At 74.1% G+C, this 14,165-nt stretch carries 12 protein-coding genes and 1 pseudogene; 4 read left to right on the top strand and 9 right to left on the bottom strand.

Features of this window, described 5'->3' with window-relative positions:
- Positions 1 to 223: 223 nt before the first annotated feature.
- Positions 224 to 589: a hypothetical protein gene (locus ACWERV_RS29665; RefSeq protein ID WP_452938840.1), complete on the top strand. Its 366-nt coding sequence runs from the start codon at positions 224 to 226 to the stop codon at positions 587 to 589.
- A 64-nt stretch (positions 590 to 653) separates the two neighbouring features.
- On the opposite strand, the gene ACWERV_RS29660 is transcribed toward ACWERV_RS29665, so the two are convergent.
- Positions 654 to 1,553 carry a hypothetical protein gene (locus ACWERV_RS29660; protein ID WP_452938838.1) on the bottom strand — a complete coding sequence of 300 codons (900 nt, stop codon included), beginning with the start codon at positions 1,551 to 1,553 and terminating at the stop codon, positions 654 to 656.
- Between the two features lie 125 nt (positions 1,554 to 1,678).
- Between ACWERV_RS29660 and ACWERV_RS29655 the strand changes: the two genes are divergently transcribed.
- Both ACWERV_RS29655 and ACWERV_RS29650 read left to right on the top strand, forming a co-directional pair.
- The gene (locus ACWERV_RS29655) at positions 1,679 to 2,095 is read left to right on the top strand and encodes a VOC family protein (protein WP_452938835.1); all 417 of its coding nucleotides are present in this window, start codon (positions 1,679 to 1,681) and stop codon (positions 2,093 to 2,095) included.
- Between the two features lie 199 nt (positions 2,096 to 2,294).
- The gene (locus ACWERV_RS29650) at positions 2,295 to 4,382 is read left to right on the top strand and encodes a protein kinase domain-containing protein (RefSeq protein ID WP_452938832.1); all 2,088 of its coding nucleotides are present in this window, start codon (positions 2,295 to 2,297) and stop codon (positions 4,380 to 4,382) included.
- A 101-nt stretch (positions 4,383 to 4,483) separates the two neighbouring features.
- Here ACWERV_RS29650 and ACWERV_RS29645 read toward each other — a convergent pair whose 3' ends face one another.
- The 7 genes and pseudogenes from ACWERV_RS29645 to ACWERV_RS29615 all read right to left on the bottom strand — a co-directional run bounded on the left by ACWERV_RS29645 (position 4,484) and on the right by ACWERV_RS29615 (position 11,668).
- Positions 4,484 to 5,770 (bottom strand): geranylgeranyl reductase family protein, encoded by a 1,287-nt coding sequence (locus ACWERV_RS29645; protein WP_031518812.1) that lies wholly within the window; start codon positions 5,768 to 5,770, stop codon positions 4,484 to 4,486.
- Between the two features lie 141 nt (positions 5,771 to 5,911).
- Positions 5,912 to 6,484, bottom strand: a complete 573-nt coding sequence (locus tag ACWERV_RS29640; protein ID WP_452938829.1) for a DinB family protein — start codon at positions 6,482 to 6,484, stop codon at positions 5,912 to 5,914.
- A gap of 113 nt (positions 6,485 to 6,597) precedes the next feature.
- The gene (locus tag ACWERV_RS29635; RefSeq protein ID WP_452938843.1) at positions 6,598 to 8,400 is read right to left on the bottom strand and encodes a hypothetical protein; all 1,803 of its coding nucleotides are present in this window, start codon (positions 8,398 to 8,400) and stop codon (positions 6,598 to 6,600) included.
- Positions 8,401 to 8,586: 186 nt separating this feature from the next.
- Positions 8,587 to 8,658 (bottom strand): annotated as a pseudogene (locus ACWERV_RS29630) (zinc-ribbon domain-containing protein); the annotation flags it as partial.
- A gap of 129 nt (positions 8,659 to 8,787) precedes the next feature.
- A complete protein-coding gene (locus tag ACWERV_RS29625; RefSeq protein WP_452938827.1) occupies positions 8,788 to 9,486 on the bottom strand; it encodes a demethylmenaquinone methyltransferase in 699 nt (232 codons plus the stop codon).
- A 49-nt stretch (positions 9,487 to 9,535) separates the two neighbouring features.
- Entirely contained in the window at positions 9,536 to 10,726 is a 1,191-nt protein-coding gene (gene mqnC / locus ACWERV_RS29620) for a cyclic dehypoxanthinyl futalosine synthase (protein WP_398192787.1), read from the bottom strand.
- A gap of 81 nt (positions 10,727 to 10,807) precedes the next feature.
- Positions 10,808 to 11,668 (bottom strand): menaquinone biosynthetic enzyme MqnA/MqnD family protein, encoded by an 861-nt coding sequence (locus tag ACWERV_RS29615; RefSeq protein WP_452938824.1) that lies wholly within the window; start codon positions 11,666 to 11,668, stop codon positions 10,808 to 10,810.
- Between the two features lie 244 nt (positions 11,669 to 11,912).
- On the opposite strand from ACWERV_RS29615, the gene ACWERV_RS29610 reads away from it, so the two are divergent.
- A complete protein-coding gene (locus ACWERV_RS29610; protein ID WP_452938822.1) occupies positions 11,913 to 12,116 on the top strand; it encodes a cold-shock protein in 204 nt (67 codons plus the stop codon).
- A gap of 119 nt (positions 12,117 to 12,235) precedes the next feature.
- Here ACWERV_RS29610 and ACWERV_RS29605 read toward each other — a convergent pair whose 3' ends face one another.
- Entirely contained in the window at positions 12,236 to 14,131 is a 1,896-nt protein-coding gene (locus ACWERV_RS29605) for an AMP-dependent synthetase/ligase (protein ID WP_452938819.1), read from the bottom strand.
- Between the last annotated feature and the right edge of the window lie 34 nt (positions 14,132 to 14,165).

Below are 14,165 nucleotides of genomic sequence, written 5' to 3'. Positions count from 1 at the left end.
TCGAGCCGCACGAACCGCATGAGCCGCACGAGCCGTAGGGGCGCCTGGGCGCGGACCGGCCCCGGATCCGTACCCCGCGCATGGTCCGCAACCGGCCATCGGGGCGAGGGACGGTGCCCCCGGACGGGGCGTGATCGTTTGGGAGGGTGACGGCCGCGGGCGCTCGCGGCCGGGGTCCCCCGCGGGAGGCGGTGGGGGGAGCACGCGAGGAGGGCGGCGCCGCATGACCTCGACCGAAGTCCGTGTCATCTGCGGGGAGCGGGTCGGACTGCCCGCCGCCCTGGTGGGCGCCGCCCGGCGGCTCGCGCCCTTCGCCAGCACGGTGCCCGACGACGTGGAGAGGCAGTTGCGCTGCACGCTGGAACGGCACTCGCTGGGCGACCACCACGCCTTCGTCATGGAGCTGCCGGGCCGCGCGCACGGCGCGGTGTGGACGCGCTGGATCCGCGGACGGCGGCCCGCGACCGTCTTCGTCCTGCCCGACTGCACGGGCACCGGCCCGCCGCCCGCGTACGAGCCGTGCTGCGAGTTCGCCGCCCATCCGGGCGCGCACAGCTGGGAGTTGCGGGACGGGCGGGACTTCCGCTGACCGTGCGGCGGACCCCGGAAGGAGCGCCGGGCCCGCCGTCGACCCCCGCCGCGAGGTACCCGGTTCAGGCCCCCGCCAGCTCCGCCAGCCGCCGCGCCCGGTCCTCCGTCAGCGCCCGCGGCGGCTGCCCCGCCGCGACCTCGCGGTGCGCCTTCCAGCCGCGCGCCCACAGGCCCGCCGCCCAGGCCGCCGCGCGCTCGTCCGGGGTGAACTCCCGTTCCGCCGCGGCCTCGTACGCCGTGAGGAAGGCGGCGGTATCCTCGACGGAGGGGGCCACGTCCGCCGCCGCGAACCCGGCGAGCACCGCCTCGGGCGCCAGGACGAGGCTGTCCCAGTCGTAGGCGACGTACAGTTCCTCGCCGCGCCAGCGGAAGTTCTCTGGCAGCCATTCGCCGTGGCCGACGACGTACGGCTCCCGGCACGCCGCGAGGCGCTCACGGGCGCGGCGGCCCGCGTGTTCCAGCCAGTCGGGGCCGGTCACCGGGCCGCGGGCGGGGTCGGCGTCCTCGGCGGTCGGCCACACGCCGGGCTCGTCGTGGTCCCAGCGGTTCCAGGACGGCTTCGGGTCGAGGTCGGCGCGGGCGGCCGACGGGGCGGCGAGCCGCACCATCCGCGCGAGCGCGGCGGCGTACGGGCGGGGGTCGCGGCCCGAGGTCGGGGTGCGGCCACCGCCCTCGACGAGCGCCTCGACCGTGGCCGTCCACCGTCCGAGCGGGGTGGGCGGCAGGATCGGCTCGGGGGCCGGGAAGCCCGCGGCGTACAGCGCGCTCTGCACGGCGAAGCAGTGCGCGACGCGCGGGGCGGTCTCGCGGACCTTCACCACGACCTGCCGACCGTCGGCGAGTCCGGCGCCGACCACGACGGACAGCCGCCCGCCGCGGAACCGCTCGGCGGCGACCGGCGACGCGAGGTGGCGCGCGCACCACTGCGCGAGCAGCGCCGCGTCGACCCGGGGAAGCTCCATGGCGCGCCACCCTACTCACGCGGCGGCCCCCCGCGGGCCGGAAACGGAACGCGGCGGCGGAGGGTGCGGGGGGGCTCCGCCGCGCAGCGGGCGGATTGTCAGTGGTGGCGCGTAGCGTCGTCGGCATGGGTGCTCGTATCGATCTCACGCTCGACGCCGACGACGTCGCCGTGCTCACCGCTTTCTGGAAGACCGCGCTCGGTTACGTGGACGAGCCGCCGCCCGCGCCGTTCGCGACGCGTGACGAGTGGCTGGCCTCCTTCGGTATCGACCCGGCGGACGCCGCCAGCGAGGGGGCCTGGCTGTGCGACCCGGACGGGGCGGGCCCGCGGCTGTCGATCCTGCGCGTTCCGGAACCGAAGACGGCGAAGAACCGGCTGCACGTCGACATACGCGTGGCGGGCGGCCAGGCCGGGGTCGAGGCGGAGAAGGCCCGCCTGGTCGCCGCGGGGGCACGCGTGGTGAGGCAGGACGAGGACCACTGCGTGCTCGGCGACCCGGAGGGCAACGAGTTCTGCGTCGCGCCTGACCGCCGGCGCTGACCGGCGCGGCGGCCGACCCGTAGGGGGGAGGTCCGGACGGGCGGGGTCGGGACGGGGCGCGGCCCGTGCGGGAGCCGTGCGGTCCGTCACCGCTGAGTGCCTGTCAGGGCACAACTGGGAGACGGAGCACGGCTACCGGCCCCGTGGCCGGTAGTCTCCATGCCGCCAGGAGCAACTTCGGGGACGAGGCGGTCAGAGGATGAGCGGGGCGGGCGGGGCCGGAGGGTCCGGCGAGGTTTTCCAGCCACTCGAGGCGGACGATCCGGCGTCGGTGGGGGCGTATCGGCTGGCGGCGCGGCTCGGCGCGGGCGGGATGGGCAAGGTCTACCTGTCCCACACGCCCGCTGGGCGGCCCGTCGCCGTCAAGGTGATCCGGCCGGAATTCGCGGAGGACGCGGAATTCCGCCGCCGGTTCAAGCAGGAGGTGCAGGCCGCGCAGCGCGTGCAGGGCCTGTACACCGCGCCGGTCATCGACAGCGACGCGGACGGTACGCGGCCGTGGCTGGCCACCGCCTTCGTGCCGGGGCCGACGCTGGCGTCCGCGGTCGCCGAGCACGGGCCGCTGCCGGTGCCGACGGTGCTGCTGCTGGTCGCCGGGATCGCGGAGGCGCTGGAGGCCGTGCACGGCGCCGGGCTCGTGCACCGCGACCTGAAGCCGTCCAACGTGCTGCTGGCCTCCGACGGCCCGCGCGTCATCGATTTCGGCATCGCCCGCGCCGCCGACGCCACCGCGCTGACCGGCAGCGGCGTCACGATCGGCACGCCCGCCTTCATGGCGCCCGAGCAGGCCTCCGGGCGGGAGATCACGCCCGCCACGGACATCTTCGCGCTCGGCCAGGTCGCCGCCTACGCCGCACTCGGCGCGCCCGCGTACGGGGACGGCCCCTCGCACGCCGTGCTCTACCGGATCGTGCACGAGGAGCCGGACCTGGCGACGCTGCCGGAGGAGCTGCGCCCGCTGGTGCACCGCTGCCTGGCGAAGGACCCGGCGGAACGGCCCTCGCTGGCCGACGTCGTGGGGATGTGCCGGGCGGCCTCGCAGCAGACGGAGCTGCGCCGCCCCGAGCAGTGGCTGCCGGTCGCGCTGGCCGCGGAGATCCCGGCGCGGCACGTCGCGCCCGAGTCGCCCGCCACGCCCCCGGCCCCGTCGGCCCCGCCCGCGTCCGCCCCGGCGGCAGCGGCCCCCGCCACCCCGCCGCCGGCCGCGCCCACCGCGCCGCCCGCCCCGGCCACTCCGCCGCCGCCCGCCGCGTCCCCGGCGGACGCCGTCCCGCAGACGCCCCCGCCGACGCCGACCCGGCCGGACGTGGCACCGACCCCGCCCCCGGTCCAGGCCCCGGCGCCTCAGACCCCGGCTCCGGCCGCGCAGCCCCCGGTCGAGCCCGCGCAGCCGGTCCAGCACGCGCAGCCCGCCGCCTACGCCTCCCCGCAGCCGCAGGCCCAGCCGGGCGGCGAGCAGGGTGTCCCGGCGGCCTACGCCTACCCGGCCACGCACCCCGCCGGTCCCGGCGGCGCCCCGGCGTACGGCTATCCGCAGGGCGGCTCCCCGTACGCGCCCCAGGGTCAGTTCGGCGCCCCGAACGGCCCGACCGCGCCGACCCCGGCCGGCAGCGGCGCGGGCGCCCCGCCGCCCCGGCGCATGGGGCGCGGCAAGCGGGTGGCCATCGCCGTCGGCGTCGCGGTCGTCGTCATCGCGGCGGCGGTCGGCGCCGCCGTCGCGCTGAACGGCGGCGGCAAGAGCGACGACCAGGCCGACAAGCCGACGACGCACACCTCCGCGCCCGTCACCACCGCGGCGCCGACGACCGAGCCGGAGCCGACCGACGCGGCCGACAGCGGCGGCGACACCGGCACCCCGGACGACCAGCCGTCCAGCCAGGCCGACCCCAACCCGCAGCCGGAGCCGCACAACGGCATCCAGCTGCCCGCCGGTTACCACCTGAGCTTCGCCGACAGCGAGCTGACCCCGCAGAACGACACGGACGACGACTTCTCCTACAGCTGCGCGAACGACCCGTGCAGCCTGAAGGCCTACGACACCAAGCTCGTGCTGCTCGACACCGGCGAGGAGGGCTCGCTCGCCACGTGCCTGCACGACACCCGCTTCACCCAGGAGATCAGCGTGGCCCGGGTGTCCCCCGGCAGCCAGATCTGCGCCCGCACCCCCGAGGGCACGGTCGCGCTGATCACCTACAAGAGCGCTTCGAAGGCCACCGAGACCAGCACCTACGTGGTGCTGGACATCACCTTGTGGCGCAACGCGCTGCCGCCGCAGGAAGAGAGCTGAGCCACGCGAAGCGCCCCGGCCCCGCAGTCGCCTGCGGGGCCGGGGCGCTTCGTCGTCCGCACGCGCAAACAGCGCGTGAACGGATCAGGCGCGGGAACGGATCAGGCGCGGGGGGTGATCTTCGTCAGGCCGTTGATGATGCGGTCCATCGCGTCGCCGCCCGTCGGGTCGGTGAGGTTGGCGAGCAGCTTGAGGGCGAAGCGCATCAGCATCGGGTGGGTCAGGCCGCGTTCCGTGCACAGCTGGAGGACCTTCGGGTTGCCGATGAGCTTCACGAAGGCGCGGCCGAGCGTGTAGTAGCCGCCGTAGGTGTCCTTGAGGATCTTCGGGTAGCGCTGGAGGGCGAGTTCGCGCTGCGCCGGGGTGGTGCGGGCGTGTGCCTGCGTGATGACGTCGGCGGCGAGCTGGCCGGATTCCATCGCGTAGGCGATGCCCTCGCCGTTGAACGGGTTGACGAGGCCGCCCGCGTCGCCGACGAGCAGCAGGCCGCGGGTGTAGTGCGGCTGGCGGTTGAAGGCCATCGGGAGGGCGGCGCCGCGGATGGGCTGCGTCATGTTCTCCTCGGTGTAGCCCCAGTCCTCGGGCATGCCGGCGACCCAGGCCTTGAGGACCTCGCGCCAGTCCAGCTCGCGGAAGGCCGCGGAGGAGTTGAGGATGCCGAGGCCGACGTTGGAGGTGCCGTCGCCGAGGCCGAAGATCCAGCCGTAGCCGGGCAGTTGGCGCGGGACGGAGCCGCGCCGGTCCCACAGCTCCAGCCACGATTCGAGGTAGTCGTCCTCGTGCCGCGGGGAGGTGAAGTAGGTGCGCACCGCGACGCCCATCGGGCGGTCCTCGCGGCGGTGCAGGCCCATCGCGAGGGAGAGCCGGGTGGAGTTGCCGTCGGCGGCGACGACGAGGGGGGCGTTGAAGGCCAGCGGGGTCTTCTCGACGCCGAGCTTGGCGGTCACGCCGGTGATACGGCCGGTGCGCTCGTCGATGATCGGGCCGGAGACGTTGCAGCGCTCGTAGAGCCGCGCGCCCGCCTTCACGGCCTGCTGGGCGAGGAGTTCGTCGAAGTCCTCGCGGCGGCGGACGAGCCCGTAGTCCGGGTAGGCGGCCAGGTCCGGCCAGTCCATCTCCAGGCGCAGGCCGCCGCTGATGATGCGCAGGCCCTTGTTGCGCAGCCAGCCCGCCTCTTCGGAGATGTCGATGCCCATCGACACGAGCTGTTTGGTGGCGCGCGGGGTGAGGCCGTCGCCGCACACCTTCTCGCGCGGGAAGGACGTCTTCTCCAGCAGCAGGACGTCGAGCCCCGCCTTCGCCAGGTAGTACGCGGTCGTCGAACCGGCGGGGCCGGCGCCGACGACGATCACGTCGGCGGTGCGCTCGGACAGGGCGGTGTCGGGCACGGTGGCTCTCCCGTAGTGCGGCGAGGGACGGCATGACGGCGCCGGGCCGCGGGCCCGGTTGCCCCCGAGTCTATGAGCCCCCGCCGCGGTCGGGCGGCGGCGGGGGCGTACGGACCGGCCGGGTCCGCCGTTCGCCGGGCCTCAGCCCATGGTCTTCGCCCCGTCCAGGGCCTCGCGGATGATGTCCGCGTGCCCGGCGTGCTGCGCGGTCTCGGCGACGATGTGCAGGAAGGTGCGGCGGGCGCTCCACCGCGCGTCGCCCTCGTGCCACGGCGCCTTGGGCAGCAGGTGGGAGGCGTCGAGGTCCGGCAGTGACGCGACCAGCTCGTCCGTGCGGCGCGCGGCCTCGTCGTACGCGGCGAGGACGCCCGCGAGCGTCTCGCCGGGCTGCATGCGGAACTCGGCGGCGCGCGCGGCGAAGTCGGCCTCCGTCATGGCCGTGAAGTCGGGCATCGCGGAGGCGCCCTCGACGACGAAGTTCGCCCAGGAGCTTTCGACCGAGGTCACGTGCTTGATGAGGCCGCCGATGCACAGCTCGCTCACGGTGGTCCGCTGCCCGGCCTGCTCGTCGGTGAGGTCGCGGGCGGTGAAGCGCAGGAAGTGGCGGTGCTTGCCGAGCACTTCCAGCAGGTCGGCGCGCTCCCCGGTGGGTGCGGGGGCGGCGGCCGCCGGGTCGCCGTTCTGCTGCTGGTCGAGGGTGCCGGTCCCGGTCATGGTGGTCCGCCTTCCGCTGTCCGCAAGGGCTCTCCTTGGGGTGCGACACCCACGCTAGAAGCCCTTGCGGACAGCTTCGGTCCGCAAAGGGGACCGGTGACCGGGACCGTTTGTCACGCCTGCGGCGGCGTGCCCTCCCCCTCGTCGCGCTGGGCCGCCTCGCGCTTGGTCAGCCGGTCGGGCTGGACCACCCCGAGGTCGTGCACCTCCTGCGTGGGCGTGGGCGTGGGCGGCTGCGGCGCGGGAGCCGGAGCGGGCTCAGGAGCCGGGGCCGGGGCCGGTGCCGCGCCCTGCCCGGGGGCGGGCTGCGTCGGCACGTACGCCCCGCCCTGCGGCTGCCCGTAGCCCTGCGCGGCGCCGTGCGGCGCAGGCGGCGCGTACGGGGACGGGCCCGCGTACGCCGGGGTGCCGGGCTCGTCCCCGCGGCCGAAGACGTGCCGGAGGAACGGGGCGACCAGGACACCGCCGAAGGACCACAGCAGCGCGAACAGCAGCGCCTGCCCCGCGTCGGTGCCGACGTGCTCGTGCCCGTTGGTGCCCTCCGCGAGGCTGAAGGTGTAGAGGCCGCTCACACCGATCCCGCCGATCACGACCAGCACCCAGAACATCAGGGTGAAGGCGCCCGCGACCGCGAACTGCTGGGCCCGGTCCCGCACCCGGCTCGACGCGATCAGGCCGATGGCCAGCGCGCACAGCGCCCCGCCGAGGACGGCGAGCGGCGTGGCCGAGCCGTCCCAGTAGTCGTTGAGCTTGCTCAGGCCGAAGGACACGCTGTGCGAGCTGCGCCCGCTGCCGCCGGTCGCGGTGACCTTGAAGGGGGCGCCCCAGCCGAGGCCGAGACCGGCGAGCCCGAGGTTCGGCAGCAGCAGCGCGGCCGCGATCAGGCCGGGGGTCTCCAGCTCGTGGTGGTAGCCGATGCCGATCGCGTAGACGACGGCACCGGCGAACAGCACGGTGACGACGAGCGCGAGCAGCGCCGTGCTCAGCACGCGGTAGACGGTGCCGAACCGGGTCCGCAGCGCGGGCCCGTCGAGGACCACCAGCGAGGTCACCAGGGCGAGCAGGAAGGACCACAGCAGGACGCGCCAGGGGCCCGAGTGCAGTTCGATGCCGTTGAGGGACGGCTGCGCGTAGAAGGCCAGGGCCGTCGACACGACGCCGGTCAGCAGCGCGACGCGCGCGGCCGTCTCCGGGCCGGGGCTGCGCAGCCGCACCGAGCGCAGGCAGAGGATCAGCGCGAGCAGCCAGACGAGCGTGACGCCGAGGGGGACGACGGACAGATGGGCGCTGCGGGTCGTCGTCAGGCAGTCGTCGGCCGCGAGGTGGTCGCTGTAGGTCCGGGGGGAGCTGTCGGTGCGGTAGCTGCCGAAGGTGCTGCCGTCGCTGCTGTCGCCGTAGTAGTCGCTGCCGTCGTCGCCGCTGCTGTCACCGTAGTAGTCGCCGCTGCTGTCGCCGAAGTCCCCGCTGCTGTCGCCGAAATCGCCGCTGCTGTCGCCGTAGTCGCCGCCGCCGCTGCTGAAGTCGTCGCCGTTGTCGTAACCGTCGCTGCCGTCGTCGCCGCTGCTGTCGCCGTAGTCGCCGCCGCTGCTGCTGAAGTCGTCGCCGTTGTCACCGCCGTCCGAGAAGCCGGAGCCGGAGTCGCCGCCGTCCGAGCACCTGTCGCCGTACAGGCTGGGCACGTTGGCGTGGCCGCCGAGGCCCTGGACGGTCAGCGCGAGGGCTATCCGGGTGCGGGTCTGCCAGCTGACCTCGTCGCTCTTCAGGGAGTGCTGCGACCAGGTGCCGAGCCCGGCCGCGATGACGAACAGCACCACCGCCGGGACGACCGCGGCCATCACCGCCGGGCCCCAGCCGCCGGAGAAGACCCGGCGGACGAACAGCGCGGCCGGCGACGGCGGTACGGGCGGGCCCGGCACCCCCGGCGCGGCCGGCGGCGGTCCGCCGGCCCCCGGGAAGGTCGCCGTGGGTGCGGCGTACGCGGGCGGCGGGGGTGGCGGTGGCGGTACGGGGGTGACCTGCGTGGGCGTCGGTGGGACGGGCGGAGCGGGAGGCGGGGTCGCTGGCGCCGGACCGGCCGCGGGCGGTGCGGCCGCGGGAAGTTCGCGGCCGCACTTCATGCAGAAGCGGGCGGAGGCGTCCGAGACAGGGTTCCCACACGTGGGGCAGTACGACATACGGGGCTACTCCGTCGGTCGGGGGGATACGCGCTCCCCAGCACAGACACCGCAGCCTAGGGGTCAGTTCCCTTCCCGGACACCCGAATGGCCCAGTCCCCGGGGCCGTTGGACGGGCTGTCGGACGGCTCAGGCCGCCGGGCGTGTCGCGCGGTGCAGCGCGACGATGCCGCCCGTCAGGTTGCGCCACGCGACCTTGCCCCAGCCCGCCTTCTGCAACCGCCCGGCGAGCGCGCGCTGGTCGGGCCACTCGCGGATCGACTCGGCGAGGTAGACGTACGCGTCGGGGTTGCTGCTCACGGCCTTCGCGACCGGCGGCAGCGCCCGCATCAGGTACTCGGTGTAGACGGTGGCGAACGGCCGGAACGTCGGCTGGCTGAACTCGCAGATCACCAGCCGCCCGCCGGGCCTGGCCACCCGCAGCATCTCGCGCAGCGCGGCATCCGTCTCCTGCACGTTGCGCAGCGCGAAGGAGATCGTCACGGCGTCGAACACCCCGTCCGCGAACGGCAGCCGCGTCGCGTCCCCGGCGGTGAGCGGCAGTTCGGGATGCCGCTTCTTGCCCTCGCGCAGCATCCCCAGCGAGAAGTCGCACGGGACGACGCTCGCCCCGGCGGCGGCGAACGGCAGCGACGACGTCGCCGTCCCCGCCCCCAGGTCGAGCACCCGCTCCCCCGGCCGGACGTCCAGCGCCTGCGCCACGGCCTTGCGCCACAGCCTGCTCTGCCCCAGCGACAGCACGTCGTTGGTCAGGTCGTACCGCGCCGCGACGTCGTCGAACATCCCGGCGACGTCCTGCGGCTGCTTCTCCAGCGATGCGCGCGTCACGTTCCCACCTTAATCTCCGTGCGGGGCAGGCCCCTTCGGTGCCCTGGGGTCACGCCGGGGTGATCTGGAGCTCGGGGTGGGCGGTGCCGCCCGGGATCGCGGTGGAGGACAGGTGGGAGACCACGTGGTCGTCCACCGGGTCGTTCGCGGGGTCGGTGTGGACGACGAGGTGCTCGTACGTCGTGGCGCGCTGGGCGGGGACGCGGCCCGCGGCGCGGATGAGGTGGATCAGCTCCATGCGGTTGGAGCGGTGCTTGGCGCCCGCGGAGGAGACGACGTTCTCCTCCAGCATGACCGAGCCGAGGTCGTCGGCGCCGTAGTGCAGGGAGAGCTGGCCGACCTCCTTGCCGGTGGTGAGCCAGGAGCCCTGGATGTGGGCGACGTTGTCGAGGAACAGCCGGGCGATGGCGATCATCCGCAGGTACTCGAAGAGCGTGGCCTGCGTCTGGCCCTTCAGGTGGTTGTTCTCCGGCTGGTAGGTGTAGGGGATGAACGCGCGGAAGCCGCCCGTGCGGTCCTGGACGTCGCGGATCATCCGCAGGTGCTCGATGCGCTCGGCGTTGGTCTCGCCGGTGCCCATGAGCATCGTGGTGGTGGACTCCACACCGAGGCGGTGCGCGGTCTCCATGATCTCCAGCCAGCGCTCGCCGGACTCCTTGAGCGGCGCGATGGCCTTGCGCGGGCGTTCGGGGAGCAGTTCGGCGCCCGCCCCGGCGAAGGAGTCGAGACCGGCGGCGTGGATCCGGCGGATGGCCTCCTCGGCGCTGACGCCGGAGATCCGGGCCATGTGGTCGACCTCGGAGGCACCCAGCGAGTGGATCACCAGCTGCGGGAACTCCCGCTTGATCGCGGCGAAGTGCTCCTCGTAGTACTCCACCCCGTAGTCCGGGTGGTGCCCGCCCTGGAACATGATCTGCGTGCCGCCCAGCTCGACGGTCTCGGCGCAGCGCCGCAGGATGTCGTCGAGGCCGCGGCTCCAGCCCTTCGCGGTGTCCTTGGGGGCCGCGTAGAAGGCGCAGAACTTGCAGGCCGTGACGCACACGTTGGTGTAGTTGATGTTCCGCTCGATGATGTACGTCGCGATGTGCTCGGTGCCCGCGAAGCGGCGGCGGCGTACGGCGTCGGCGGCGGCGCCGAGCGCGTGCAGGGGGGCGTCGCGGTAGAGCGCGAGCGCCTCCTCGGCGGTGATGCGGCCGCCGGCGGCGGCGCGTTCGAGGACGGCTGCGTGGTCGCTCACCAGGGAGTCCCTTCCGGAAAGGCGCAGGCGGGGGGCCGCCGACGGCACGGGCACGACACGGGCCAGCGTACGCCGCCCGCGCGGTCAGCTCGGGGGCAGGAGGGTGACCTCGGCCTCGCGGGGGAAGCCCACCCGGCGGGCGAACTCCGCGATGCCCGCCAACTGCTCGGCGCCCAGCGAGAAGTCGAGGGTCGTGAAGTAGCGGCGCAGCAGGTCGGCGTCGAAGGACTCCCAGCGGGCGGCCTGCTCGGCGACCTTCTCGACCTCCTCCAGCGACAGGTCGCGGGAGGAGAGGAAGGCGCGGTGGACGTCGTGGACGGCCTCCGGGTGCGCGGCCAGGTAGTCGCGGCGGGCGGCCCAGATCGCGAAGACGAAAGGCAGCCCCGTCCAGTCCTTCCACATCTGCCCCAGGTCGTGGACCTCCAGGCCGAGTCGCGGCGCGTCGTGCAGCGAGGCCCGCAGCGCCGCGTCGCCGATCAGGACGGCGGCCTGCGCCTCCTGCATCATCAGCGACAGGTCGGGCGGGCAGCGGTAGTAGTCGGGCGTCACTCCGTACCGCTCGGTGAGCAGCAGCTCGGCCAGCCGGACGGAGGTGCGGCTGGTGGAGCCGAGCGCCACCCGCTGGCCGTCGAGGCGGTCGAGCGGGAGCTGGCTGACGATGACGCACGACATGACCGGGCCGTCGCAGCCGACCGCGATGTCGGGGAGGGCGACCAGCTCGTCGGCGTGCCGCAGGTACTCCATGAGCGTGACCGGGCCGATGTCCAGGTCACCGGCCACGAGCTGGGCGCTGAGCTTCTCCGGGGTGTCCTTGGTGAGCTGGAGGTCCAGCAGCGCGCCGGTTCTGGCCAGGCCCCAGTAGAGGGGGACGCAGTTGAGGAACTGGATGTGTCCGACCCTCGGGCGGAGGGGTCCGGGGCCGTCGGTGTGCGCTGAAGTGTCCACCTGGTGGACGCTACTCCTCGTGTCGCCGCGCCCCGCGCAGGGCCCCCCGCGCGTGCCGGAGAATCGATCTTGGATCCCTTCCGTCGCCACGAGGGGTCATGCTAGGCTCCTCGCAAGTTGCAGTTTGGTTTCCCTTGCAGTACAGAGCCTGCGGAGCATGTAACCCGCAGGCTCTTGTCGTTTTCAGACTTCGCAGTTGCAGGTTCTGGAGCAGGGCGACCCTTTGGCCCAAGGAGGGCTTTAAATGGCTACCGGAACCGTCAAGTGGTTCAACGCTGAAAAGGGCTTCGGCTTCATCGCCCAGGACGGCGGCGGCCCGGATGTCTTCGTTCACTACTCCGCGATCAACGCCACCGGCTTCCGCTCCCTCGAGGAGAACCAGGCGGTGTCCTTCGACGTCACGCAGGGCCCGAAGGGCCCGCAGGCGGAGAACGTCACCCCCGCCTAGTCGGTCGCCTGACCTTCTAGTCAGTCCGGCGGCGCATGTCCGCGCCCAGAACCTGTAGTACCAAGGGGCCGCCTCACTCCGGTGAGGCGGCCCCTGCCTTTACCCGCGGCCGGGGGGCCTCATCCGGCACGGCGGGCGTACAGCGCGTCGATGTCCGCGGCGAAGTCCCGGGCGACCGCCGCCCGGCGGATCTTCAGGGACGGGGTGAGGTGCCCGCCGTCCTCGGTGAAGTCGACCGCCAGCACCCGGAAGCGGCGGATGGACTCCGCGCGCGACACCGTCGCGTTGGCCTCGTCCACCGCCTTCTGCAGCTCCGCCAGCAGCTCCGCGTCCTCGGCCAGCTCCGCCGGGCCCAGGCCCTCCTTGTGCCGCATCCGCTGCCAGTGCGCGAGCCCGTCCGGCTCCAGGGTGAGCAGCGCGCCGACGTACGGGCGGTTGTCGCCCACCACCATGCACTGGCCGACCAGCGGATGGGCCCGCAGCCGGTCCTCCAGCGGGGCCGGGGCGACGTTCTTGCCGCCCGCGGTGATGATGATCTCCTTCTTCCGCCCGGTGATCGTCAGATAGCCCTCGGCGTCCAGCTCACCGACGTCCCCCGTCGGGAACCACCCCTCAAGGGCAGGGAAGGGCCCCTCGTCGTTCCAGTACCCGGCGAAGACCTGCCCGCCGCGCAGCAGCACCTCGCCGTCCGCGCCGATCCGGACCGCCGTGCCCGGCAGCGGCCAGCCCACCGTGCCCAGCCGCGGGTGCAGCGGCGGGGTGACAGTGGCGGCCGCGGTGGTCTCCGTCAGGCCGTAGCCCTCGAAGACCATCACCCCGGCGCCCGCGTAGAAGGCCGCGAGGCGCGCGCCCAGCGGGGAGCCGCCGCAGATCGCGTACCGCACCTTGCCGCCCAGCGCCGCCCGGATCCGCCGGTAGACCAGCGGGTCGTAGAGCGCGTGCGCGAGCCGCAGCCCCAGACCCGGCCCGTCGCCCGTACCCGTCTGCCGGGCGACCTGCGCCCGCCCGTACGCCTGCGCGATCCGCGCGGCCCGGTCGAAGGACGCCGCCCGGCCGATCTTCTCGGCGGTCGCCCGGCCGGTGTTGTAGACCTTCTCCAGCACGTACGGGATCGCCAGCAGGAAGGTCGGCCGGAAGCCCGCCAGATCCGCGAGCAGGTCCTCGGTCGCGATGCTCGGCGCGTGCCCCAGCCGCACCCGGGCCCGCAGGCAGCCCACCGCGACCATCCGCCCGAACACGTGCGACAGCGGCAGGAAGAGCAGGGTGGACGCGGGCTCGCTGCTCACCGACTTGAACACCGGGTGCAGCAGCTCGATCGCGTTGTCGACCTCGGCGAAGAAGTTGCCGTGCGTGAGGATGCAGCCCTTGGGCCGGCCCGTCGTCCCCGAGGTGTAGATGAGCGTCGCGACGGTGTCCGGCGCCATCGACTGCCGCCGCGAGGTGACCAGCGCGTCCGGCAGCGTACGGCCGTCCGCCGCGATCTGGTCCAGCACGCCGGTGTCGAGCTGCCACAGCTCCCGCAGCTCCGGCAGCCGCCCGCGCACCGCGCTGACCATACGGGCCTGGTCCACGCTCTCCACCGCGCAGGCCGCGGCGCCCGAGTCCGCAAGGATCCACTCCGTCTGCGACGCGGAGGACGTCGGATAGACCGGCACGGTGACCAGACCCGCGGCCCACGCCGCGAAGTCCAGCAGCGTCCACGCGTACGAGGTCCGCGCCATGACCGCGAGCCGGTCACCGGGCCTGAGCCCGGCGGCGATCAGCCCCTTCGCGAGCCCCAGCACCTCCCGGCGGAAGTCCTCCGCCGTGACGTCGTGCCAGGCGCCGTCCGGCGCTTTGCGGCTGAGGACGACGTCGTCGGGGGCCTCGTCGGCGTTCGTGAACGGGATGTCGGCGAGGGAGCCCCGCTTCGGCGGGTCCACCAGCGGTCTGACGGAGGCGGTGACGACCCGGCCGTTCTCGACCCGGACCTCGGGCCTTTCCCCCGGCGGGGGGAGCGTCTTGCGTATGGGCATACGTACGGCTCCTTGAGGGTGAGGGTTCCGCTAC

This window comes from Streptomyces sp. NPDC004031 (assembly GCF_053604375.1).
Note: the sequence above shows the minus strand (reverse complement) of the source record. Positions and strands in the feature narration are given on the sequence as shown.